Source organism: Erwinia sp. V71 (assembly GCF_965644245.1).
In the GTDB taxonomy this organism is placed as follows: Bacteria; Pseudomonadota; Gammaproteobacteria; order Enterobacterales; family Enterobacteriaceae; genus Erwinia.
This window is the reverse complement of the sequence record NZ_CBFFRK010000001.1, coordinates 72,659-94,766: the sequence shown is the minus strand read 5'-3', so window position 1 is coordinate 94,766 and position 22,108 is coordinate 72,659. Positions and strand designations below refer to the sequence as shown.

The 22,108-nt window shown below is 57.4% G+C and carries 22 protein-coding genes, 1 pseudogene and 1 riboswitch; of the genes and pseudogenes, 16 read left to right on the top strand and 7 right to left on the bottom strand.

Annotated elements, in window-relative coordinates; translation table 11 throughout:
• Positions 1-52: 52 nt before the first annotated feature.
• The gene (gene modE, locus ACSZO1_RS00455; protein ID WP_437608420.1) at positions 53-835 is read right to left on the bottom strand and encodes a molybdenum-dependent transcriptional regulator; all 783 of its coding nucleotides are present in this window, start codon (positions 833-835) and stop codon (positions 53-55) included.
• 111 nt (positions 836-946) lie between these two features.
• On the opposite strand from modE, the gene ACSZO1_RS00450 reads away from it, so the two are divergent.
• The 4 genes from ACSZO1_RS00450 (at position 947) to modC (ending at position 3,804) form a co-directional block, all read left to right on the top strand.
• On the top strand, positions 947-1,102 hold the full coding sequence (locus tag ACSZO1_RS00450) for an AcrZ family multidrug efflux pump-associated protein (RefSeq protein WP_437608418.1): 156 nt from the start codon (positions 947-949) through the stop codon (positions 1,100-1,102).
• A gap of 184 nt (positions 1,103-1,286) precedes the next feature.
• On the top strand, positions 1,287-2,057 hold the full coding sequence (gene modA / locus ACSZO1_RS00445; RefSeq protein ID WP_437608416.1) for a molybdate ABC transporter substrate-binding protein: 771 nt from the start codon (positions 1,287-1,289) through the stop codon (positions 2,055-2,057).
• The gene (gene modB, locus ACSZO1_RS00440) at positions 2,057-2,746 is read left to right on the top strand and encodes a molybdate ABC transporter permease subunit (protein ID WP_437608414.1); all 690 of its coding nucleotides are present in this window, start codon (positions 2,057-2,059) and stop codon (positions 2,744-2,746) included. The genes modA and modB overlap by 1 nt, the downstream gene beginning before the upstream one ends.
• Complete coding sequence (modC, locus tag ACSZO1_RS00435; RefSeq protein ID WP_437608412.1) at positions 2,746-3,804, top strand: molybdenum ABC transporter ATP-binding protein ModC; 1,059 nt, start codon at positions 2,746-2,748, stop codon at positions 3,802-3,804. The genes modB and modC overlap by 1 nt, the downstream gene beginning before the upstream one ends.
• A gap of 314 nt (positions 3,805-4,118) precedes the next feature.
• On the opposite strand, the gene ACSZO1_RS00430 is transcribed toward modC, so the two are convergent.
• Entirely contained in the window at positions 4,119-4,937 is an 819-nt protein-coding gene (locus tag ACSZO1_RS00430; protein ID WP_437608410.1) for a pyridoxal phosphatase, read from the bottom strand.
• Between the two features lie 178 nt (positions 4,938-5,115).
• On the opposite strand from ACSZO1_RS00430, the gene pgl reads away from it, so the two are divergent.
• Complete coding sequence (pgl, locus tag ACSZO1_RS00425) at positions 5,116-6,114, top strand: 6-phosphogluconolactonase (protein WP_437608408.1); 999 nt, start codon at positions 5,116-5,118, stop codon at positions 6,112-6,114.
• A 437-nt stretch (positions 6,115-6,551) separates the two neighbouring features.
• Here the strand turns inward: pgl and ACSZO1_RS00420 are convergent, their stop codons facing one another.
• From ACSZO1_RS00420 to bioA, 3 genes are all read right to left on the bottom strand, one after another.
• Positions 6,552-7,208 carry a type 1 glutamine amidotransferase domain-containing protein gene (locus ACSZO1_RS00420; RefSeq protein WP_437608406.1) on the bottom strand — a complete coding sequence of 219 codons (657 nt, stop codon included), beginning with the start codon at positions 7,206-7,208 and terminating at the stop codon, positions 6,552-6,554.
• The gene (locus ACSZO1_RS00415) at positions 7,205-8,260 is read right to left on the bottom strand and encodes an NADP-dependent oxidoreductase (RefSeq protein WP_437608404.1); all 1,056 of its coding nucleotides are present in this window, start codon (positions 8,258-8,260) and stop codon (positions 7,205-7,207) included. The genes ACSZO1_RS00420 and ACSZO1_RS00415 overlap by 4 nt, the downstream gene beginning before the upstream one ends.
• 73 nt (positions 8,261-8,333) lie before the next feature.
• Positions 8,334-9,626 carry an adenosylmethionine--8-amino-7-oxononanoate transaminase gene (bioA, locus tag ACSZO1_RS00410; RefSeq protein ID WP_437608403.1) on the bottom strand — a complete coding sequence of 431 codons (1,293 nt, stop codon included), beginning with the start codon at positions 9,624-9,626 and terminating at the stop codon, positions 8,334-8,336.
• A gap of 88 nt (positions 9,627-9,714) precedes the next feature.
• On the opposite strand from bioA, the gene bioB reads away from it, so the two are divergent.
• The 4 genes from bioB to bioD are packed head-to-tail and all read left to right on the top strand — an operon-like array spanning position 9,715 to position 13,307.
• The gene (bioB, locus tag ACSZO1_RS00405) at positions 9,715-10,746 is read left to right on the top strand and encodes a biotin synthase BioB (protein ID WP_437608401.1); all 1,032 of its coding nucleotides are present in this window, start codon (positions 9,715-9,717) and stop codon (positions 10,744-10,746) included.
• Positions 10,746-11,897 (top strand): 8-amino-7-oxononanoate synthase, encoded by a 1,152-nt coding sequence (gene bioF / locus ACSZO1_RS00400; protein ID WP_437608399.1) that lies wholly within the window; start codon positions 10,746-10,748, stop codon positions 11,895-11,897. Before bioB ends, bioF begins: the two co-directional genes overlap by 1 nt.
• A complete protein-coding gene (gene bioC, locus ACSZO1_RS00395; protein ID WP_437608397.1) occupies positions 11,881-12,636 on the top strand; it encodes a malonyl-ACP O-methyltransferase BioC in 756 nt (251 codons plus the stop codon). Before bioF ends, bioC begins: the two co-directional genes overlap by 17 nt.
• Positions 12,633-13,307 (top strand): dethiobiotin synthase, encoded by a 675-nt coding sequence (gene bioD / locus ACSZO1_RS00390; protein ID WP_437608395.1) that lies wholly within the window; start codon positions 12,633-12,635, stop codon positions 13,305-13,307. Before bioC ends, bioD begins: the two co-directional genes overlap by 4 nt.
• Before the next feature lie 36 nt (positions 13,308-13,343).
• Here the strand turns inward: bioD and ACSZO1_RS00385 are convergent, their stop codons facing one another.
• A complete protein-coding gene (locus ACSZO1_RS00385) occupies positions 13,344-14,060 on the bottom strand; it encodes an ATP-binding cassette domain-containing protein (RefSeq protein WP_437608393.1) in 717 nt (238 codons plus the stop codon).
• 920 nt (positions 14,061-14,980) lie between these two features.
• On the opposite strand from ACSZO1_RS00385, the gene uvrB reads away from it, so the two are divergent.
• A complete protein-coding gene (gene uvrB, locus ACSZO1_RS00380; protein WP_437608391.1) occupies positions 14,981-17,005 on the top strand; it encodes an excinuclease ABC subunit UvrB in 2,025 nt (674 codons plus the stop codon).
• Between the two features lie 186 nt (positions 17,006-17,191).
• On the opposite strand, the gene ACSZO1_RS00375 is transcribed toward uvrB, so the two are convergent.
• A complete protein-coding gene (locus ACSZO1_RS00375) occupies positions 17,192-18,100 on the bottom strand; it encodes a gluconeogenesis factor YvcK family protein (protein ID WP_437608389.1) in 909 nt (302 codons plus the stop codon).
• Positions 18,101-18,328: 228 nt separating this feature from the next.
• A riboswitch (molybdenum cofactor riboswitch) is annotated at positions 18,329-18,464 on the top strand.
• Here ACSZO1_RS00375 and moaA point away from each other — a divergent pair.
• From moaA to ACSZO1_RS00345, 6 genes and pseudogenes are all read left to right on the top strand, one after another.
• Complete coding sequence (gene moaA, locus ACSZO1_RS00370) at positions 18,454-19,440, top strand: GTP 3',8-cyclase MoaA (RefSeq protein ID WP_437608387.1); 987 nt, start codon at positions 18,454-18,456, stop codon at positions 19,438-19,440. (Overlaps the previous riboswitch by 11 nt.)
• A 16-nt stretch (positions 19,441-19,456) precedes the next feature.
• Positions 19,457-19,972 carry a molybdenum cofactor biosynthesis protein B gene (gene moaB, locus ACSZO1_RS00365; RefSeq protein WP_437608385.1) on the top strand — a complete coding sequence of 172 codons (516 nt, stop codon included), beginning with the start codon at positions 19,457-19,459 and terminating at the stop codon, positions 19,970-19,972.
• Positions 19,973-19,974: 2 nt separating this feature from the next.
• Positions 19,975-20,460 (top strand): cyclic pyranopterin monophosphate synthase MoaC, encoded by a 486-nt coding sequence (gene moaC, locus ACSZO1_RS00360; RefSeq protein WP_437608383.1) that lies wholly within the window; start codon positions 19,975-19,977, stop codon positions 20,458-20,460.
• Positions 20,453-20,698 carry a molybdopterin synthase sulfur carrier subunit gene (moaD, locus tag ACSZO1_RS00355; protein ID WP_437608381.1) on the top strand — a complete coding sequence of 82 codons (246 nt, stop codon included), beginning with the start codon at positions 20,453-20,455 and terminating at the stop codon, positions 20,696-20,698. Before moaC ends, moaD begins: the two co-directional genes overlap by 8 nt.
• Positions 20,699-20,700: 2 nt before the next feature.
• On the top strand, positions 20,701-21,153 hold the full coding sequence (gene moaE, locus ACSZO1_RS00350; RefSeq protein WP_437608379.1) for a molybdopterin synthase catalytic subunit MoaE: 453 nt from the start codon (positions 20,701-20,703) through the stop codon (positions 21,151-21,153).
• A 120-nt stretch (positions 21,154-21,273) separates the two neighbouring features.
• Positions 21,274-22,095, top strand: a pseudogene (locus tag ACSZO1_RS00345) (CPBP family intramembrane glutamic endopeptidase).
• Positions 22,096-22,108: the final 13 nt, after the last annotated feature.

Genomic DNA, 22,108 nt, shown 5'->3' with positions numbered 1-22,108 from the left:
TTATAAGGTTTTTAACCACTCTTCCGTACAATGTCAAACCCGGGAACATGCGTTACAGCAACGTGGCGATAATCACCCGATCGGCATTAAAACTGGCGATCGCGCTGCTGCCTGGTTGCAACTGCTGCGCCACCACCACGCTGTTTGGTACCGTGGTGCACAGTGTTTCACCACTACCTAACGTAATCAGCACTTCGCTTTGTTTCTCGCCCTGTTCAATCTGTCGTACTACGCCGCTAAGCTGATTGTCGGCGGCGATGGCGTCGCGCGTGACCTCAATCCAGGGCGCTTTAATCAGCACCAGCACTTCTTTGCCGCTGTCCAGCTGCAGACGGTCTGCGCTTTGCTCGGTCAGCGCCACTTTCAGTTTTGTTGCGCCATCGGCCAGCAGCACTTCAACATGCTGCTGCACCTGCAGATGGTCACGCTGGATAATGGTGCCGAACAGCTGATTGCGCGCGCTGGTCTGCAGCGAAAAGCGCGCAATGGCCGCCAGCAGGCTGTCGAGTGGCAGCTGGTCATCCTGCAGCACGTCGAAGGCTTTCTGCTGGATCTGCTCCAGCAACTGAAACAGCTGGATCAGTCGTTCGCCATAACGCGTCAGTATCGCGCCGCCGCCGCCTTTACCGCCGGTGGCGCGATCCACCAGTGTGCGGTCCGCCAGCTGGTTCATCTCATTAATCGCGTCCCAGGCGCTCTTATAGCTGATGCCCGCCAGCTTTGCTCCCTGGCTGATGGAGCCGGTATGCTGGATCTGCCTGAGCAGTTCGATACGGCGCGGGTCGGCAAACAGCTTCTGCTGTAAGCGGATAATCAGGGAAATGTCGGCCTGCATGGTCTCTCCTTACCGGGAACGGTGCGCCAATTGTAAAACGCACAAAAGGTCAGTGCACTTTTTTCTCCTGCCGTTACAATGGTTTTTTTGCACAATTCAGATGAGGCTTCGATGTTTGAATTATTAAAAAGCATGGCCGTGGCCGTTATCATGGTGCCCGTAGTGATGGCGCTGATCCTTGGCGCGATTTATGGCCTGGGTGAAGTGTTTAACGTCATCTCAAAAATTGGTCATCACGACGACCAGCCGGCGAAAAATCGCCAGTAAGACCTTTTCCTTAACGCCCGAAAAATCGGGCGTTATCATTTTCTGCTACCGCCAGCCTGTTCTCTCTTCTCCCTGACGCCGCACTTACCTGTAAACATCCCGCCGTTTCTGCCGATAAAGCCTGTGACAGCTGAGGCAAGATAGCGTTATATTATCAACTATATAACGTAACCCGGAGAGTATTATGTCTGTCACATTAAGTCGCTGGTTTGCCGGCGCGGTCTTAACTGCATCTGTTGCTGGCCATGCCGTTGCAGCGGAAAATATCACGGTATTTGCCGCTGCGTCGCTGACCAATGCCATGCAGGATATCGCCACGCAGTACGAGCAGGGCAAATCAGTAAAAATCGTTTCTTCTTTTGCCTCTTCTTCGACGCTGGCGCGTCAGATTGAGCAGGGGGCGCCTGCCGATCTGTTTATTTCTGCCGATCAGCAGTGGATGGATTACGCCATCGACAAAAAAACCGTCGAAGAGAACACCCGCTATACCCTGTTAGGCAATGAACTGGTGCTGATTGCGCCAGCGGCGGAAAAACCACAGCCAGTGGCGATCAGCAAAACCACCGACTGGAAAGCGCTGCTGAAAGGTCAGCGTCTGGCAGTGGGCGATCCGGACCATGTCCCGGCCGGCATTTACGCCAAAGAAGCGTTACAGAACCTTGGCGCATGGGATACCCTGTCGCCGGTGATGGCGCGTGCCAACAACGTGCGTGCGGCACTGGCGCTGGTGGAGCGTAATGAAACCCCTTACGGTATCGTGTACGGCTCTGACGCCGTTGCCAGCAACAAAGTGACGGTGGTCGGAACGTTCCCGGCCGACAGCCATAAACCGGTGGAATACCCGATGGCGATCGTCAAACAACATAACTCCGCGGCTGTCAGGGCGTTCTTCCAGTATCTGAAAGGACCGGAAGCGGCGGCTATCTTTAAACGTTACGGATTTACGCCACGTTAATGATGCTCAGTGACCTCGAATGGCAGGCGGTGGAACTCAGCCTGAAAGTATCTGGTGTTGCAGTGATTTGCAGTTTGCCATTAGGGGTGCTGATGGCCTGGATTCTGGTGCGTTGTCAGTTTCCTGGCAAAACCTTGCTGGACAGCATCATCCATCTGCCACTGGTGCTACCGCCGGTGGTGGTGGGCTATCTGCTGCTGATCGCCATGGGACGGCGCGGCTTTATCGGCGAATGGCTGTATGACTGGTTCGGCTTCAGCTTTGCCTTTAGCTGGCGCGGTGCGGCGCTGGCCTCGGCGGTGGTGGCATTTCCGCTGATGGTACGCGCCATCCGGCTGTCGCTGGAAGCCGTGGACAGCAAACTGGAGCAGGCCGCACGTACGCTGGGTGCAGGGCGCTGGCGGGTATTTTTCACCATTACACTGCCGCTGACGCTGCCCGGCATTATCGTTGGCACCGTGCTGGGCTTTGCCCGTTCGCTGGGCGAGTTCGGCGCGACCATTACCTTCGTTTCCAATATTCCTGGTGAAACCCGCACCATCCCGCTGGCGATGTACACCCTGATTGAAACCCCGGGTGCCGAAAACGCGGCGGCGCGTCTGTGTGTGATTGCCATTGTACTGGCGCTGGTTTCGCTGTTGATGTCTGAATGGCTGGTCCGCTGGGGCCGCAAGCGGCTGGGGGCATAATGCTGGAGCTGAATTTTACCCAGCAGCTGGGTGACCACCAGCTGGTGATTGACCAGAAAATCCCGGCGCAGGGCATCACTGCGGTGTTTGGCGTCTCGGGCGCGGGGAAAACCTCGCTGATTAACGCCATTAGCGGCCTGACCCGCCCGCAGAAAGGCATTATTCGTCTCAATGATCGCCTGCTGTGCGATGCCGAAAAGAAAATCCATTTGCCACCGGAACAGCGCCGTGTTGGCTATGTCTTCCAGGATGCGCGCCTGTTCCCGCACTATCGGGTGCGCGGCAACCTGCAATATGGCATGGCGAAAAGCATGCGCCCGCAGTTCGATAAGCTGGTGCAACTGCTCGGTATCGAGGCATTGCTGCAGCGTTTCCCGTGGTCGCTTTCCGGCGGGGAGAAACAGCGGGTGGCGATTGGTCGTGCGCTGCTGACGGCACCGGAAATCCTGCTGTTCGATGAACCGCTGGCGTCGCTGGACATCCCGCGTAAACGCGAACTGCTGCCTTATCTGCAGACGCTGGCGAACGAAGTCGATATTCCGATGCTGTATGTCTCACACAGCCTCGATGAGATCCTGCATCTGGCAGACAACGTGCTGGTGCTGGAACAGGGCAAAGTGAAAGCCTTTGGCCCGCTGGAAGAAGTGTGGGTCAGCAGTGCCATGCGTCCGTGGCTGCCGCGTGCCGATCAGAGCAGCGTGCTGCGTGTACAGGTGCTGGAGCAGCATCCGCACTATGCGATGACGGCGCTGGGACTCGGTGGTCAGCATATCTGGGTCAGCCAGATTGATGCCCCGGCCAAAACGTCGCTGCGTATCCGTATCCGTGCAGCTGATGTGTCGCTGGTGCTGCAGCCGCCGAAGCATAGCAGTATCCGCAATGTGGTGCCTGCGCAGGTGGTGGAGCTGCTGGATATTGATGAGCAGGTGGAAGTGAAACTGCAGATTGGCAATCGCGAGCTGTGGGCGCGGATTACGCCCTGGGCGCGCGATGAGCTGGCGATTAAACCGGGGATGTGGCTCTACGCGCAGATTAAGAGCGTGTCGATTACGCCGTAGGGTGCGTGATTGCGCTGGTGCTGACAAACCCAAAGCACGATGCACAATGAATCTTGCCGCAACCAATATGCTCAACGCACAGGGAACACGGTCAGCGGAGGAAAGCGTCCCGCGCCATGGACGGCGCGGGCCGAGCGGTCATGGATGACGAAAAGCGACTTTTCGTAGCTGACCGCGTTCCCTGAGCAGGCACAGCACTGACAGCGACCACCCCTTGCATGCACCGACCACTCCTGGCATACACCAACCCGACAGCGACCACCCTAATCAGGCACAGGACTTAAAGCAGTCCCCCTGAGCAGGGTGGCAAACGATTACAACACTTCGCGATAAATCGTCTCAGCAATACCTGGCTCCATATTGGTGCCAATCACCCGGTGAGCGCGCGCTTTAATGGCATCATCCGCATTACCCATCGCCACACCCAGACCCACGGTTTCCAGCATACTGAGATCGTTATAGTTATCGCCAAAGGCCAGCACATCGCTCATCTGATAACCCGCAGAAGCCACCCACTGCGCCAGACGCTTACCTTTGCTGTTACCGGCGCGGGCGATATCCACCTGATCATGCCACGACCATTCACAGGCCAGACCGATCTCCTGCTCCGCTTTATCGGCAAACTGCTGCAGCGCACGGGTATCCGGATGCGACAGGGCGAATTTCCAGATCGATTCGGCCTCATCTGCCGCCGCACTCAGACTGGCCACTTTGCGGAACACCGGACGCTGATGTTCCGGCAGCGACTGCGCCCAGTTCATGGTGCGCGTGACATGCCCGGTTTCTGTTTCATACAGCATCGCGTCATCGACATACAGCAGCCCGTGAATAGCCTGCTCATCGAGCATGGTAATCACCTGTTGCGCCTGCGCGACCGGCAACGGATCGGCACTTAACACCTTTTTTGCCTGATAATCATACAAATAAGTGCCATTACAGCAAATTGCAGGTGTATCCAGCGCCAGTGCCTGATAAAAAGGATGGATAGCCACGTGGTGGCGACCCGTGACGATCAACACTTTTACGCCAGCCTGGCGGGCTTGCGCCAGCGCTTCCAGTGATTCCGGCAGGATAGTTTTCTTCGCAGTCAGCAGGGTGCCGTCGAGATCCAGGGCGATAACGCGATAGCTCATGAGTCATTCCGGTGGTAATTATTAGAGAATTAATGATACTACACCTTGCTGTGCATTCGACCAAACCGGCAACGCCGGGGTCACACTGACGGACACCCGTTACCAGGCTGCGCTTTGCGACAGGTACAGTACCTGATGAGCCTGGTTCTCACTTTCAGCCATTGAACAAGGAGCATTCATGAAACAAGTTGTCTACACCGCCAGCCCTGAGAGCCAGCAGATCCATGTCTGGCAGCTAAACGATCAGGGCGCGTTAGCGCTGTTGCAGGTGGTTGACGTTGCCGGACAGGTGCAGCCGATGGTGGTGAGTCCGACGAAAGATTTCCTCTACGTGGGTGCACGCCCTGACTTCCGCGTGATTGCTTTCCGCATCGCGCAGGACGGCACGCTGAGCGAAGCAGGCCATGCGCCGCTGCCAGGCAGCCCAAGCCATATCTCTACTGACCGCAGCGGTCGTTACCTGTTTGCTGCGTCTTACAACGGTGCAGCGGTCAGCATCAGCCCGATTGGCGACGATGGTCTGCCGCAGGCGCCGAGCCAGGTGATTGAAGGCCTGGAAGGCTGCCACTCCGCGAATATCGATATCAGCAACCGCACCCTGTTTGTGCCTGCGCTGCTGCAGGATCGTATCTGCATTTTCGACCTGAACGACGGCAAACTGACACCGCACGCACAGAGCGAAATCAAGTCCGTGCAGGGCGCAGGTCCACGCCATATGGCATTCCACCCGAACCAGCAATACGCCTACTGCGTCAATGAACTGGACAGCACCGTGGATGTCTGGCAGCTGAAAAATGCCCATGGCGAAGTGTCGCGTGTGCAGAGCCTGGATCTGATGCCATCTGATTTCAGCGGTACCCGCTGGGCGGCGGATATCCACCTGACGCCAGATGGCCGTCATCTGTATGCCTGTGACCGTACCGCCAGCATCGTCACTGCCTTTACCGTCAGTGAAGATGGTGCGTCGATTGCGCTGGTGGCGCATCAGCCAACCGAAGAACAACCGCGCGGCTTTAATATCGACCATAGCGGTAAGTATCTGATCGCTGCCGGACAGAAATCGCACCACATCGAGGTGTATCAGATTGCCGGTGAGCAGGGCAAACTGACCCCGCTGGCGCGTTATGCGGTAGGGCAGGGGCCGATGTGGGTGGTGGTTCATCAGTTGAAGGGGTGAGTCTTTAGTGCTTAAAGGCTTAAAGGCTTAAAGGCTTAAAGGCTTAAAGGCTTAAAGGCTTAAAGGCCAGGTCAGGGGCGTTTCGCTCGCCCACGCGGCGAGCGAGTTAAGGGCCGAAAGCGCGGCCCTTAACAATCCGCGCTTCCGGTGGCTCCAGCGCCCGCTGCGCGGGTGCCTTCGTCAAAACGTCTTCCCTGAGGACCTGTGTGGACGCGCTCCCTGCGCGGCCACACCTCTCGCGACGTCCCTGTCGCTCGTCCCGGTCAGCCGTTTTTCCTCAGCGCTTGCGACGCCTCCTGAAAGTCAAAATCCAGGTCAACATCTAAAGATAAGTTCCACGTCAAAATCTAAAGGTAAATTCCAGGACAAGACCCTGGGTTAACGTTCGAGCCTTTTTGCTTGCGCGGTCAGTCTCACAGATGCAACAACTTCAGCAGTTATTCCGCCGTTGCTGCTGATGATGCCGGGTTTTGCCCGGTGACTAAATGTCCATCGCGCAGGGTATACACTCCCCAGTTATCAGTATGTTCAAACTTTGCGCCCAGCCGCTTCAGTTCATCTTCCACCAGGAAAGGCACCACATCCCTGAGACCGACGGCATGCTCTTCACTGTTGGTGAATCCCGTCACGCGTTTGCCTTCGACCAGCGGTTTGCCATCAACGGTTTTCACATGACGCAGCACACCAGGCGCATGGCATACCGCACCAACCGGTTTACCGTTAGCGTAGAAATTTTCAACCAGGGTAATGCTGGCTTTCTCTTCGGCCAGGTCCCACAGTGGGCCATGGCCGCCAGGATAAAACAGCGCATCAAAATGGCTGCTGTCGATAGTGTCCAGCCGCAACGTATTCGCCAGTGCCTGCTGCGCGATAGGGTCGCGGCGAAAACGGTCCGTGTCGGCCGTCTGCATATCCGGTTTATCGCTTTCCGGATCAATTGGCGGCTGACCGCCCAGTGGTGATGCCAGCACCACATTCAGGCCGGCATCGATAAACACATAGTACGGGGCTGCAAGCTCTTCCAGCCAGAAGCCGGTCTTTCTGCCGGTGTCGCCCAGAGTATCGTGCGAGGTCAACACCATCAGGAGTTTCATTGTCCACCTCCGGGTTTATCCGCCGCCACCCGAATCAGCACTTTGCCGAAGTTTTTGCCCTCCAGCATGCCGATAAAGGTTTCCGGCGCATTGTCGAGGCCATCCACCACATCTTCGCGGAACACAAAACGATCCTGCGCCACCCACTGACTCATCTGCCGGAAAAATTCGTCAAAGCGATGAGCGTAATCCTGGGTGATGATAAAACCCTGTACGCGCAGGCGTTTGCGCAGGATGGCGCTCTGAAATGCCTGCAGACGATCCGGGCCAGACGACTGCTCGGTGGCATTATAGTCGGCAATCAGTCCGCACAGCGGGATTCGGCCTTTGCTGTTCATCAGCGGCAGCACGGCGTCAAACACCTTGCCACCCACGTTTTCAAAATAGACATCAATGCCCTGCGAGCAGTAGCGCTTCAGCCGCTCTTCCAGACCATTCTGGTGATGCTCAAGACAGGTATCGAAACCGAGCACTTCCTCAGCATAGCGACATTTCTCGGCACCGCCGGCAATACCCACCACATGGCAGCCTTTCAGTTTGGCGATTTGTCCGACAATCGATCCCACCGCACCTGTCGCCGCGGCCACCACTACCGTTTCGCCCGCCTGCGGCTGGCCGATATCCAGCAACCCCATATATGCCGTGAAACCTGTCATCCCCAGCATACCCAGCGCCCAGGTCGGGTGTTTCAGCACCGGCCCGCTCAGCTTAAACAGCCCTTTGCCATTCGACAGGGCGAAGTCCTGCCAGCCGCTGTAGCTCAGTACCCACTCGCCAGCGCTGAAATCAGGATGGCGCGACTGCTCGACCACCGAGATGGTCCCGGCTTCCATCACCTGATTAACGCCAATCGGCGGCACATACGAGGGGGCATCGCTCATCCTGCCGCGCATATACGGGTCCAGCGACAACCAGACGGTGCGGAGTAACACTTCGCCTTCCGCGGGTTGCGGGACATAGTCATGCTCAATGCGGAAACTGGCTTCAGTTGGCGCGCCATGCGGCCGTGACGCCAGTACGATGCGGCGGTTGGTATCTTTTTGCTGCGACATTGTTCGGCTCCTGTCTCTGTGAGTGATAAAAAGCGTAGTGCATCAGCACCACTCACGCCCGGAGCCATGTCACTTACTGATGCTGAAACAGCGCTGGCTGATTTAAGGCCGCACTGATGGCATCGGTCAGCCGCTGAAGTTCGGCCGCAGCAATCACATACGGTGGCATCAGATAGATCAGGCGGCCAAACGGTCTGATCCAGACACCCTGTTCGACAAAGAATTGCTGCATTGCTGCCATATCGACAGGCTGGCGCACTTCAACCACGCCAATCGCCCCCAGCACGCGCGCATCGGCTACCGCCGGATGTTCACGCAGTGGCAGCAGGGCGCTGCGCAGCTGCTGTTCAATCTGTGCCACCTGAGCGGGCCAGTGATTTTCCGCCAGCAGTGCCAGACTTTCACTGGCGACCGCACAGGCCAGCGGATTACCCATAAAGGTCGGGCCATGCATAAAGCAACCCGCCGCACCGTTGCTGATGGTATTGGCCACATCACGCGTGGTCAGCGTGGCGGAAAGCGTCATCATGCCGCCGGTCAGTGCTTTGCCGACGCAGAGAATATCTGGCGCGATCCCGGCATGTTCGCAGGCAAACAGCTTACCGGTGCGGCCAAAACCGGTAGCGATCTCATCGGCAATCAGCAGAACCTGCCAGCGGTCACACAACTCACGCACCCGCTGCAGATAACGCGGATGATAAAACCGCATCCCGCCAGCACCCTGCACAATCGGTTCGAGGATCACCGCGGCCAGTGAATCATGGTGCTGGCTGATTAACTGCTCCAGCGTATCGGCATCGTCTGGTCGCCACTCATCATCAAAACGGCACTGCGGCGCGGCGGCGAAATGATGCGTCGGCAGGTAGCCCTGATACAGACTGTGCATCGAATTGTCCGGGTCGCACACTGACATCGCGGCAAAGGTGTCGCCGTGATAACCGTGGCGCAGCGTCAGAAACTGTTGCCGCTTCTCGCCACGCGCCTGCCAGTATTGCAGCGCCATTTTCATCGCCACTTCCACCGCCACCGAACCGGAATCCGCAAGAAATACGCACTCCAGCGGTTGCGGTGTCATCGCTACCAGCTGGCGGCACAGCGCCACTGCAGGCGGGTGGGTAATACCGCCAAACATCACATGCGACATGCTGCTCATCTGCGTCTGCAGGGCCTGATTCAGCCGCGGATGGTTATAGCCGTGGATTGCCGCCCACCAGGATGACATGCCATCTACCAGCTGGCGTCCGTCGGCCAGTTGCAGATGCACGCCGTGCGCAGCGACCACCGGATAACAGGGCAGAGGGCGGGTCATCGAGGTATAGGGGTGCCAGATATGCTGGCGGTCAAAAGCGAGGTCAGACGGGTTCATAACGTGACTTGTAAACCAAAATAAAAAGATTTAGTTTACAAGTATAACGTAACAGCAAAGACAGATGACACACTTTTTGGAGCAAGCAATGGCACAACGCTGGACACTCTCACAGGTGCAGGCACTGTTTGAGAAGCCTTTTCTCGAACTGATGTTTGAAGCGCAACAGGTACACCGTCAGCATTTCGACCCGCGTCAGGTGCAGGTCAGCACCCTGTTATCGATTAAAACCGGCGCCTGCCCGGAAGACTGTAAATACTGCCCGCAGAGTGCGCGCTACAAAACCGGTCTGGAATCCGAGCGTCTGATGGAAGTGGAAGAGGTACTGGCCTCGGCGCGCAAGGCGAAAGCGGCCGGTTCCAGCCGTTTCTGCATGGGTGCGGCATGGAAAAACCCGCACGATCGTGACCTGCCGTACCTCGAACAGATGGTGCGTGGCGTAAAAGCGATGGGGATGGAAACCTGCATGACGCTGGGTACGCTGAATGACGGTCAGGCGCAGCGTCTGGCGGATGCCGGACTCGATTTTTACAACCATAACCTCGATACCTCACCGGAATTCTACGGCAGCATCATCACCACCCGTACTTATCAGGAACGTCTGGATACGCTGGATAAAGTGCGTGGTGCGGGCATCAAAGTGTGCTCGGGCGGTATCGTCGGGCTGGGCGAAACGGTGAGCGATCGCGCCGGTCTGCTGGTGCAGTTGGCAAACCTGCCGACGCCGCCGGAAAGTGTGCCGATCAATATGCTGGTGAAGGTGAAAGGCACGCCGCTGGCGGACAATGATGATGTCGAACCGTTTGATTTTATCCGTACCATCGCCGTTGCGCGCATCATGATGCCGTCCTCTCATGTTCGTCTCTCGGCGGGGCGTGAGCAGATGAGCGAGCAGACGCAGGCAATGTGCTTTATGGCGGGTGCCAACTCGATTTTCTACGGCTGCAAACTGCTGACCACTCCGAATCCGGAAGAAGATAAAGATCTGCTGCTGTTCCGCAAGCTGGGTCTGAATCCGGAACATACCACCACCGCCGCAGGCGACAACGAACAACAGCAGGCGCTGGCGGGCCAACTGTTGCACGCCGACACTGAGCTGTTTTATAACGCGGCAGTCTGATGAGCTGGCAACACCGTATTCGCGACGCGCTACAGCAACAGCGCGCCGCTGGTCGTCTGCGCCAGCGCATTATCAATCAGCAGGGCGATGCGCGCTGGCTGGCGGTGGAAGGGCAGCGTTACCGCAATTTCGCCAGCAATGATTACCTTGGCTTAAGTCATGATCCGCGACTGATTGCCGCCTGGCAGCAGGGGGCGCAGCAATACGGCGTCGGCGCAGGCGGTTCCGGGCATATCACCGGTTATTGCCGCCCGCACGCGGAACTGGAAGCGCAACTGGCGGACTGGCTGGGGTATTCACGTGCGCTGCTGTTTATCTCCGGTTTTGCCGCTAATCAGGCGCTGATTGCCGCGTTAACGGGGAAACAGGACCGCATCTTTGCCGATAAGCTGGCGCATGCTTCGCTGCTGGAAGCCGCCAGCCATAGCCCGGCGGCGCTGCGCCGTTTTGCCCACAATCAGGCCACCAGTCTGCAAAAACTGCTGACACCACAGGAAGTGGGCGACACGCTGGTGGTGACCGAGGGTGTGTTCAGTATGGACGGCGACAGCGCACCGTTGGCGGCCTTACAGCAACTGGCGCAACAAAGCGGCAGCTGGCTGCTGGTGGATGATGCGCACGGCATCGGCGTGGTGGGCGAGCAGGGGCGCGGCAGCTGCTGGCAGCAGCAGGTGAAGCCGCCTCTGCTGGTCGTGACCTTTGGTAAAGCCTTTGGTCTCAGCGGTGCGGCGGTACTGTGCGATGAGGATACCGCGGAGTATCTGCTACAGTTTGCCCGTCATCTGATCTACAGCACCGCAATGCCGCCCGCGCAGGCCTGTGCGCTGCAGGCGTCATTGCAGGCGGTGCAGCAGGGTGACGAGTTGCGCCAGCAACTGGCGGCAAACATTGCCCGTTTCCGGCGCGGTGCGCAGGGATTGCCGTTCCGCCTGGCAGAGTCCTCCACCGCGATTCAGCCGCTGATTATCGGTGATAACCAGCAGGCGCTGGCGCTGGCCAGTCAGCTGCGTCAGCGCGGCTGCTGGGTCACGGCGATCCGTCCGCCCACCGTACCTCCGGGCACCGCGCGGTTGCGCATTACCCTCAATGCCCGCCATCAGGCGCAGGATATTGATGCATTACTGGAGACGCTGTATGACGCCAAAGGTTAATAAACAGGCGGTGGCGAATGCGTTTGGCCGCGCGGCGCAAAGTTACCAGCAGCATGCCGAACTGCAGCGACGCTGTGGCGAACAACTGATGACGCTGGCGGATGTCACGAGGTATCGCAGCGTACTGGATGCGGGCTGTGGCACTGGCTGGTTTAGTCAGCGCTGGCAGCAGCAGGGGTTGCAGGTGACGGCGCTCGATCTCTCTGCGGCGATGCTGGCGGAAGCCGAAAGCCGCCACAGCGCCGATCGCTATCTGCAGGGCGATATCGATGCGTTACCGCTACCCGATGGTGCAGTGGACCTGTGCTGGAGCAACCTGGCGGTGCACTGGTGTGATGATTTGTCCCATGCATTGAATCAGTTGTGCCGGGTGACGCGACGCGGCGGCACGGTGTTGTTCTCGACGCTGGCGGCAGATTCGCTTAGCGAAGTGCGCGATGCCTGGCGGCAGATTGATGATGCCGGGCATGTAAACCGTTTTCTGAGCATGGAGCAGATTACTGCTGCCTGCGCGCATCATCACGTGCAGTTGAGTGAGCAGCATCTGACGCTGGCGTTTCCCGATGTGCTGGCCGCGATGCACTCGCTGAAAGGCATCGGCGCCACGCATCTGCATGAAGGACGTCGCCACGGGCTGATGACGCGGCAGCGTCTGCAGCAGCTGGAGAGCGCCTGGCGACGCGACGAGCGGGGTTGTCTGCTCAGTTACCATTTAGTGTTTGGAGTGATTTCGTTGTGACTAAACGTTGGTTTGTAACCGGAACCGATACTGAAGTGGGGAAAACCGTCGCCAGCAGCGCGTTGCTGCAGGCGGCAGTCCGTGCAGGCTGGCGTGCTGTGGGCTATAAGCCGGTAGCGTCGGGATGTGAGATGACGCCTGACGGGCTGCGTAACAGTGATGCGCTGACCTTGCAGAAACACAGCGCGCTGCCGCTGGCGTATGAGGAGGTGAATCCACTGGCATTTTCTGAGCCGACATCGCCGCATATTGTCAGCGCCGAAAGCGGTCAGCCGATCACCTTTTCCCGGCTGTCTGCCGGGCTGGCGCATCTCAGCGCGCAGGCAGACTGGGTGTTAACCGAAGGGGCCGGAGGCTGGTTTACGCCGCTCTCTGAGCAGCACAGCTATGCCGACTGGGTGGTAACGGAACAGTTGCCGGTGATTCTGGTGGTGGGGATGCGTCTCGGCTGTATCAACCATGCGCTGCTGACCGCGCAGGCGATTTCCGCCGCAGGGCTGCCTTTTGCGGGCTGGATTGCCAGCGATATACAACCGCCGGGCAGACGTCATCAGGAGTACCTGACAATCCTGCAACGGCTGCTGGAGGCGCCATTCCTCGGCGAAATTCCGTATCTTACCGACAGCGCGTCATTTGACCAGCTGGGCGGTTATCTGCGTCTGCCTGAGTAACCTGGTGCGCGGGACGATGTTCTCCGTCCCGCGCGTTCAGGGCACCGCCAGCCACATATTCACCATGCTGTCATCCAGCTGCGCCACTTTGCCCTGCGCCACATTGCGCCCGCAATGCAGCAGCAGGAAGTAATCCGCTACCCGACGAATAAACGACAGACGCTGCTCCAGCAGCAGAATCGTCAGGCCGAAATCGTGGTTCAGGCGGTGAATCAGATTACCCATCTCCTCTTCCAGCCATGGTGACATGCCCTCAATCGGCTCATCAAGGATCAGCAGCTTGGGTTGCAGCACCAGTGCGCGCGCCAGCGCCAGCTGTTGCTGCTGGTGGGAGGGCAGTTCGCCGCTGCGCTGGTGGCGTGAGGACCACAGTACCGGAAACAGATCATAAACCATCTGCGGGATGGCACGGTGGCGGTCATCCTGCCCCGCCAGCAGAGCGATCAGCAGGTTATCTTCGACACTCAGCTGCGAGAAGATTTGCCGCCCCTGCGGGACATAACCGATCCCCATACGTACCCGGGTTTCCATCGGCTGCAGCAGCAGGTTTTGCGGCGGCGAGCCCGCTTCCTGCCAGGTCATGCTGCCGCTGTTAACCGGTACATTGCCCATAATGCAATTGACCAGTGTGGTTTTGCCCATGCCAGGGCGACCCAGCACGCCGGTGCAGGTGCCCGGCGGCAGATCGAGGTCAACGTCCCATAAAATATGGTTCTGACCATAAAACTGATTTACTGCCCGTAAACTTAACATCTGACACTCTCCTTCCAGACAATATTGCGATGGTGCCGTCGTCCCTGGCCTGTAACGAACCGTCATAAAATGGCGTACAACGTTTGGCCTCCGCTGCGTACTTATTGTTCTGGTCTGCCGAAAGCGCGAGGTGGTACTGAGGTGTTGCAATTAACAGGCCAGAAATGGTGCAGCGGTGGTTTTTTTACGCGAAGGGTCGATGTAACACGCTATCAATGATGAGAGACGCTAAACAATTGCGTAGGGGAAACAGAGTGGCTGCACTGTTGCAGTGCCTGACCTGCCTGTAGGGTGGTGCAAAGTGTCGCTGACGTGACATTTTCGCACCAGCAGTAATCACACAAGGTAATGGTAAAAGGTACTGGAATCTCAGACAAAGTTGTGCATCTCTTACTTCTGCTGGCGCTAAGCAAAGCTGAAAAAAAGCGAAAAAAAAATATTTTGCCCCGTTAAGAAGGGGCAAGGGATATTTATACACAGCTGATGTTTCGGGCGCTGTCATCAGTTATCCACTATTCCTGTGGATAACCATGTGCATTAGATTCTGAAAACCTGCTACAGACGAGAGCGGACGCGGCTTGCGCTCTAACTGGTGCGAATCCAGCCCCTGGAAACAACTGATATCAAATCAACATGTTATCGAAAAGCAAGCCTGAGGCTTTTCCGGCTTTTTTTAGATGACGGTTTCGCGACAGTGTGCTTGACAAATGTTAAAGAACCAACCCTTCTGGGGATAACCTTGCGCAACGCGTGACAGGCATTTGCCCAATAATGGCGAGTAAAAGTTCCGCTTTGCTTTCTGGCGAAGCATTAGGCAAAATGGCTGTAATTATATCCAGTCTTTTGTGCTGGAAAAATTAGCCAGGGCGAGTAGAATTACACTCCGGTTCGCGCGATCTTCTTCTTCAGGTAGTCCGTCAATGAGCAAAGTATTTAAACTTAACTCCGCATTTAAACCGTCCGGCGATCAGCCAGAGGCGATTCGCCGTCTGGAAGAGGGGCTGGAAGATGGTCTTGCCCATCAGACACTGCTTGGGGTCACTGGATCGGGCAAAACCTTTACCATCGCCAACGTGATTGCCAATCTGAACCGGCCAACCATGGTGCTGGCGCCAAACAAGACGCTGGCCGCCCAGTTGTACGGCGAAATGAAAGAGTTTTTCCCCGACAATGCGGTGGAGTATTTCGTCTCTTACTACGACTACTACCAGCCGGAAGCCTATGTGCCGAGTTCCGACACCTTTATCGAAAAGGACGCCTCGGTTAACGAACATATTGAACAGATGCGTCTGTCGGCCACCAAAGCGCTGCTGGAACGGCGCGATGTAGTGGTGGTCGCCTCAGTTTCAGCAATCTACGGTCTGGGCGATCCGGATCTTTACCTGAAAATGATGCTGCACCTGACGCGCGGCATGATTATCGATCAGCGCGCCATTTTGCGTCGTCTGGCGGAACTGCAATATACCCGCAATGACCAGGCGTTCCAGCGTGGCACCTTCCGCGTGCGCGGTGAAGTGATCGATATCTTCCCGGCGGAATCGGACGAAATCGCGTTGCGTGTTGAGCTGTTCGATGAAGAGGTGGAGCGCCTGTCGCTGTTTGACCCGTTAACGGGTCAGCAGCTGGAAGTGATTCAGCGCTTCACCGTTTATCCGAAAACCCACTATGTGACGCCGCGCGAGCGCATTCTGCAGGCGATGGAAGAGATCAAAGTGGAGCTGGCAGAGCGCCGTCAGGTGCTGCTGGCAAACAATAAGCTGCTGGAAGAGCAGCGCCTGACGCAGCGCACCCAGTTTGATTTAGAAATGATGAACGAACTGGGCTACTGCTCCGGGATTGAAAACTACTCGCGTTACCTCTCCGGGCGCGGGCCGGGCGAGCCGCCACCGACGCTGTTTGACTACCTGCCTGCTGATGGCCTGCTGGTGGTGGACGAATCCCACGTCACCATTCCGCAACTGGGTGGGATGTACCGCGGTGACCGCGCGCGTAAAGAAACGCTGGTGGAGTATGGCTTCCGTCTGCCGTCGGCGCTGGATAACCGCCCGATGAAGTTTGAAGAGTTTGAGTCGCTGGCACCGCAGACGATCTATGTTTCGGCGACGCCGGGCAACTACGAGCTGGAGAAATCCGGCGGCGATATTGTTGATCAGGTGGTGCGTCCGACCGCTCTGCTCGATCCGCTGGTAGAAGTGCGTCCTGTCGCGACGCAGGTGGACGATTTGCTCTCCGAGATCCGCAAGCGTGTGGCTATCAACGAGCGTGTGCTGGTGACCGTGCTGACCAAGCGTATGGCGGAAGATCTCACCGAGTATCTTGACGAGCATGGCGAGCGGGTGCGTTATCTGCACTCGGATATCGATACCGTTGAGCGTGTGGAGATTATCCGCGATCTGCGTCTCGGGGAGTTTGATGTGCTGGTGGGCATCAACCTGCTGCGTGAGGGGCTGGATATGCCGGAAGTGTCGCTGGTGGCGATTCTCGATGCCGATAAAGAGGGCTTCCTGCGTTCCGAACGTTCACTGATCCAGACCATTGGCCGTGCGGCGCGTAACATCAATGGTAAAGCGATTCTGTATGGCGACCGCATAACGCCGTCGATGGCGAAAGCGATTGAAGAGACCGAACGTCGCCGCGAGAAGCAGGCGAAGTACAACGAAGAACACGGCATTGTGCCGCAGGGTCTGAACAAGAAAATCGCCGATATTCTGCAGATTGGTCAGGGGTCGGGTAAAGCGAAAACCAGAGGACGCGGTAAAGCGCCGAAAGTGGTGGAAGAGGCTGACAGCAACTATCTGGCAATGACGCCGCAGGCACTGCAGAAGAAAATCCACGAACTGGAAGCACAGATGCAGCAGCATGCGCAAAACCTGGAGTTCGAAGAGGCGGCTGCGATACGTGACCGGCTGCATGAGGTGCGTGAGCTGTTTATTGCTGCGTCCTGAGTTCAGGCAACAGGTGATGGCTCTGCACGAATAAAGGCAGCGGGCAAACTGTCAGCATCTGACAGCCCCTTCCCCCGTAAAACGGGGAAAGGCTGGGATGAGGGAGCAGACAACGCAGTCCGGTGCGGTGGCTCCCCCTCCCCCACAAGGTGGGGGAGGGGAACAGATCGGCGATGTCGGTAATGCTCAGCTAATTGCCTGAATCGCATGCTCCAGCGCCTGACGCAATAACTGGCGATCGTGACGATATTTTATATCCGCGGCTTCCAGCGGCTCGCGGATTAGCAGACGATCTTCCACACCCTGAATATTGGCCTGCGGGCTGACAACCAGAGCATCGATCACTTGCTTACCAATATGTTTTTCCATCAACGCCAGCTTGTCAGCCAGCGTCAGACTGGCTGCCGCCGGGCTCAGTTCGCGTCCGAGATTACCAATAAACACCATCGTAGCCGGCGAGCGGCGCAGCGCCTGCGCCATTTCGCTCAGCAGCAATACAGGCATCAGGCTGGTGTAGAAACTGCCCGGGCCAATCAGAATCAGATCCGCTTCCGCAATCGCCTGCACGGCTTCGCGCGTTGCGTTGACCGTCGGCGACAGCATCAGCTCCTGGGGGGGCAGTCTCAGCTGATCAATATCGGTTTCACCATACACCGTATTCCCTTCGGCATCGGTCGCCATCAGATCGACCGGCTGCTCTGACATCGGGATCAGAAAGGCGTCGACTTTCAGCAGATTACGGATCAGGTTAATCGCTTCCAGTGGCCGGACGCTGAGATGGTCGAGCGCTTTCAGCATCAGATTGCCGAGATTGTGGCCGGACAGTTCACCATTGCCGCTAAAGCGGTATTCAAACATCGCTGACGCCACGCTGGGTTCGGTAATCAGCTGATTGAGGCAGTTGCGCATATCACCCCAGGCGATACCGCCTTCAGAGCGGCGGATGCGCCCGGTTGAGCCACCATTGTCGGTGGTGGTGACAATACCGGTCAGGCGCGAGCCGAGCGGCGACAATGCCGACATGACCCGGCCTAAGCCATGTCCGCCGCCAAGGGCGACGACGCGGTCTAAATCCGCCAACGTGCGATTACGCATATTCCTCCTGAACTATTCTCTTCTGCCGCGTGTTGATCGCGGTATTTTTACATCAGTCACTCTGGTGACTAAAACGCGGTGCTGTGTTCTCTTTTGTGGCGCATTTTACCCGAACGGGTGGGGAAAATGCGTTTAAAATCGTTATATATCATAATATATAGCGAAAGGTGTTGGTGGTATCCCCCTGCCGTTAGCGTTAGAATTATTATTCGCCATCATTTGTCAGCCACGACAAATGACACTGTAGCCTTTGCACCTGGGTCCTTTGCGATATGGTGCTCTGGCCGCAGCCACTGAGCTGCCAGGGCGCAGGAAGAAATGACTGCGCCTCCCCGTTTTGGAAAGGTGTTGCGGTGTCACAATTTACAGATAACTTCGCGCGCAAGTTTTATTACTTGCGTCTGTCGATCACGGATGTGTGCAACTTTCGTTGCACCTACTGCCTGCCCGACGGCTATAAACCGCAGGGCGTCAGCAATAAAAGTTTCCTGTCATTGCAGGAGATTCGTCGCGTCACGCGCGCATTTGCCGCCTCCGGTACGGAAAAAGTGCGTCTGACCGGCGGTGAACCCTCTCTGCGCCGCGATTTCTGCGACATCATTGCCGCCGTGCGGGAAAATCATGCCATCCGTCAGCTGGCGGTCACCACCAATGGTTATCGTCTGGAGCGAGATGTCGCCGCGTGGCGTGATGCCGGCCTCACGGCGCTCAATGTCAGTGTCGACAGCCTTGATGCCCGCCAGTTTCATGCCATCACCGGTCAGGACAAATTTTACCAGGTGATGCGCGGTATCGATGCGGCTTTTGACGCAGGTTATGCCAAAGTGAAGGTCAATGCTGTGCTGATGCGCAACCTTAACCATCACAGTCTTGATACTTTCCTCGACTGGATCCGCACGCGTCCGATTCAGCTGCGCTTTATCGAACTGATGGAAACCGGTGAGGGCGGCGACCTGTTTCGTCGCCACCATATCTCAGGCGAAGTGATTCGTGACCGCCTGCTGGCGCTGGGCTGGCAGCGGCAGGCGCGTGAGCGCAGCGATGGTCCGGCGCAGGTGTTTCGTCATGAGGATTATCAGGGCGAGATTGGTCTGATTATGCCGTATGAGAAGGATTTCTGCGCCAGCTGCAACCGCCTGCGCGTCTCCGCCATCGGCAATCTGCATCTGTGTCTGTTTGGTGACGGCGGTGTGCCGTTACGTGATTTGCTGGCCAGTGACGATCAGCTGGAAGCGCTGCAGGCGCGCATCGCCGCCAGTCTGAACAGTAAAAAGCAGACTCACTTCCTGCATCAGGGTAATACCGGCATTACGCAGAATTTATCTTTTATTGGTGGCTAACCGATGGAGCAGCAGCATGGCTAAAGAGAATGCAGTATTTATCCCGACGGCAATTGCCGTATTAACCGTTTCTGATCGCCGCGACGCGTCAAATGACACCTCCGGCGACTATCTGCGTGAAGCCGCCCGCGGAGCGGGTCACGAGGTTGTCGACCATGCCATCGTCGCGGACAACAAATACGCCATCCGCGCTATCGTTTCACGCTGGATCGCCAGCAAAGATGTGCAGGTGGTGCTGATTAACGGCGGCACCGGTTTCAGTGCCAGCAACTGCACGCCGGAAGCGCTGCAGCCGCTGTTTGACCGCGAAGTTGACGGTTTCGGTGAGCTGTTCCGTATGATCTCCTGGGAAGAGATTGGCACCGCGACGCTGCAGTCACGCGCGCTGGCGGGTATGGCCAATGAGAAGCTGATCTTCGCCGTGCCCGGTTCAACCAATGCCTGCCGCAGCGCCTGGGAACGCATTATTGCCGACCAGCTCGATGCGCGTACCCGTCCCTGTCATTTTGTTTCGCATTTAAAGAAAATTTGAGTATGTCGCAATTAACCCATATCAACGCCGCAGGCGAAGCCCATATGGTGGATGTCTCCGCCAAACAGGAGACGGTGCGGGAAGCGCGCGCCGAAGCGTATGTGCTGATGCACGCCGACACCCTGCAGATGATTATTGATGGCAGTCACCATAAAGGGGATGTCTTCGCCACCGCGCGCATCGCCGGCATTCAGGCCGCCAAACGCACCTGGGAACTGATCCCGCTGTGTCATCCGTTAATGCTGAGCAAAGTGGAAGTCACCCTGACGGCTGAGCCGGAGCAGCAGCGGGTGCGCGTCGAGTCCTGCTGTCGTTTAACCGGGAAAACTGGCGTCGAGATGGAAGCGCTCACTGCGGCCTCGGTTGCGGCGCTGACGATTTACGATATGTGTAAAGCGGTACAGAAAGATATTGTCATCGACAGCCTGCGTCTGCTGAGCAAAAGCGGCGGCAAATCCGGCGATTTTCAGGCGGTCAGTCATGATTAAGGTGCTGTTCTTTGCTCAGGTGCGTGAGCTGGTGGGCGTCAGCCAGCTGGAGATGCCTGCTGAGTTTACTGATGTGGAAACACTGCGCCAGACGCTGGCAGAGCAGGGGGAACGCTGGGCGCTGGCGCTGGAGTCCGGCAAGCTGCTGGCGGCGGTGAACCAGACGCTGGTGCCGCTGCAGCACGGGCTGAAGGCGGGTGACGAAGTGGCATTTTTCCCGCCGGTCACCGGAGGTTAACCATGGAAACCCGAATTCGCGTTGGAGCACAGCCATTCAGTATGGCCGAAGAGTATCAGTGGCTGTCTGCCTGTGATGAAGATGGCGCCGTTGTTACCTTTACCGGCAAAGTGCGCAACCACAATCTGGGCGATGATGTCTCTGCGCTGACGCTGGAACATTATCCGGGCATGACCGAAAAAGCGCTGGAAGAGATTGTTGACGAAGCGCGTCAGCGCTGGCCGCTGCAGCGGGTGACGGTGATCCACCGGATTGGCGCGCTGTATCCCGGTGAGGAGATTGTGCTGGTGGGCGTCACTGGCACCCATCGCAGCAGTGCCTTTGCCGCCGCCGAGTTTATTATGGATTACCTGAAAACCCGCGCCCCGTTCTGGAAGCGCGAAGCCACGCCACAGGGCGATCGCTGGGTGGAATCGCGCGCCAGCGATCAGCAGGCCGCACAGCGCTGGGAATAAACCACATTCAGCGGATCTTTGTCGCTGATGCCAAATTTCAGCGCTAAGGTTAAGATAAACGCGCTGCCGTTGCTGGCAGGGCGTTTTTTTACGTCTCACGATGATAAAAAAGGATTTTTTATGTGGATTCTACTTGCGTCATCACTGCTGGCTGTGGGCTTTCATCGTTTTACCGGCCTGCTTTTGCTGGCGCTGGCGACGCTCTGGGCGACTTATCTTGGTGTTGTCAGCATCGCCGGGCTGATGGTGATGGCGATGGTGGCATTGATTGCTCTGCTGTTGCACCGCTATCGCAATGTGCGCCCGTTTGCCATTGGCGCTGAGCTGTGGCTGCTGTTTATCGCCATCAACCTGCTCAGCCACTTTATGCCCGGGTTTAACAACCCGCGAGTACTGGATCAGGTGCGCGCCGGTGAGCTGAGCGCGCCATTCAATATGTACTACAACTTCGACAAGGCGCTGATCCCGTTCCTGTTTCTCGCGATCCTGCCGACGCTGTTTGCCATCCGTCCGCAGTGCCGTACGGTGCCGTACTACGGGTGGGGCGCATTAATCCTCAGTCTGCCCGTGCTGCTGTTGCTGGCGACTGCGCTGGGCGGTTTGCGCATTGAGCCGCATGCGCCCGCCTAGCTGGGGTCCTTTATGCTGGCGAATCTGTTCTTTGTCAGTCTGGCGGAAGAGGCGCTGTTTCGCGGTTACCTGCAGCGGCGTCTCAGCCAGCTTGCCGGGCCGACCACCGGCCTGCTGCTGACGGCTTTATTATTTGGTATCAGTCATCTGGCGGGCGGCGTGTTGCTGGTGGTGTTTGCCAGTCTGGCGGGCGTGATTTATGGCCTGGCATGGATGTGGAGTGGCCGGCTGTGGGTGTCAGCCCTGTTTCACTTTGCCCTGAATCTGTTGCATCTGTTGTTGTTTACGTATCCGGCGTATCAGCCGCAGTGATGGGCGAGGCAGG

Coding starts and splice junctions, on each gene's coding strand:
- modE (WP_437608420.1), bottom strand. CDS start 835: ATGCAGGCCGACATTTCCCTGATTATCCGCTTACAGCAGAAGCTGTTT.
- ACSZO1_RS00450 (WP_437608418.1), top strand. CDS start 947: ATGTTTGAATTATTAAAAAGCATGGCCGTGGCCGTTATCATGGTGCCC.
- modA (WP_437608416.1), top strand. CDS start 1,287: ATGTCTGTCACATTAAGTCGCTGGTTTGCCGGCGCGGTCTTAACTGCA.
- modB (WP_437608414.1), top strand. CDS start 2,057: ATGATGCTCAGTGACCTCGAATGGCAGGCGGTGGAACTCAGCCTGAAA.
- modC (WP_437608412.1), top strand. CDS start 2,746: ATGCTGGAGCTGAATTTTACCCAGCAGCTGGGTGACCACCAGCTGGTG.
- ACSZO1_RS00430 (WP_437608410.1), bottom strand. CDS start 4,937: ATGAGCTATCGCGTTATCGCCCTGGATCTCGACGGCACCCTGCTGACT.
- pgl (WP_437608408.1), top strand. CDS start 5,116: ATGAAACAAGTTGTCTACACCGCCAGCCCTGAGAGCCAGCAGATCCAT.
- ACSZO1_RS00420 (WP_437608406.1), bottom strand. CDS start 7,208: ATGAAACTCCTGATGGTGTTGACCTCGCACGATACTCTGGGCGACACC.
- ACSZO1_RS00415 (WP_437608404.1), bottom strand. CDS start 8,260: ATGTCGCAGCAAAAAGATACCAACCGCCGCATCGTACTGGCGTCACGG.
- bioA (WP_437608403.1), bottom strand. CDS start 9,626: ATGAACCCGTCTGACCTCGCTTTTGACCGCCAGCATATCTGGCACCCC.
- bioB (WP_437608401.1), top strand. CDS start 9,715: ATGGCACAACGCTGGACACTCTCACAGGTGCAGGCACTGTTTGAGAAG.
- bioF (WP_437608399.1), top strand. CDS start 10,746: ATGAGCTGGCAACACCGTATTCGCGACGCGCTACAGCAACAGCGCGCC.
- bioC (WP_437608397.1), top strand. CDS start 11,881: ATGACGCCAAAGGTTAATAAACAGGCGGTGGCGAATGCGTTTGGCCGC.
- ACSZO1_RS00385 (WP_437608393.1), bottom strand. CDS start 14,060: ATGTTAAGTTTACGGGCAGTAAATCAGTTTTATGGTCAGAACCATATT.
- uvrB (WP_437608391.1), top strand. CDS start 14,981: ATGAGCAAAGTATTTAAACTTAACTCCGCATTTAAACCGTCCGGCGAT.
- ACSZO1_RS00375 (WP_437608389.1), bottom strand. CDS start 18,100: ATGCGTAATCGCACGTTGGCGGATTTAGACCGCGTCGTCGCCCTTGGC.
- moaB (WP_437608385.1), top strand. CDS start 19,457: ATGGCTAAAGAGAATGCAGTATTTATCCCGACGGCAATTGCCGTATTA.
- moaC (WP_437608383.1), top strand. CDS start 19,975: ATGTCGCAATTAACCCATATCAACGCCGCAGGCGAAGCCCATATGGTG.
- moaD (WP_437608381.1), top strand. CDS start 20,453: ATGATTAAGGTGCTGTTCTTTGCTCAGGTGCGTGAGCTGGTGGGCGTC.
- moaE (WP_437608379.1), top strand. CDS start 20,701: ATGGAAACCCGAATTCGCGTTGGAGCACAGCCATTCAGTATGGCCGAA.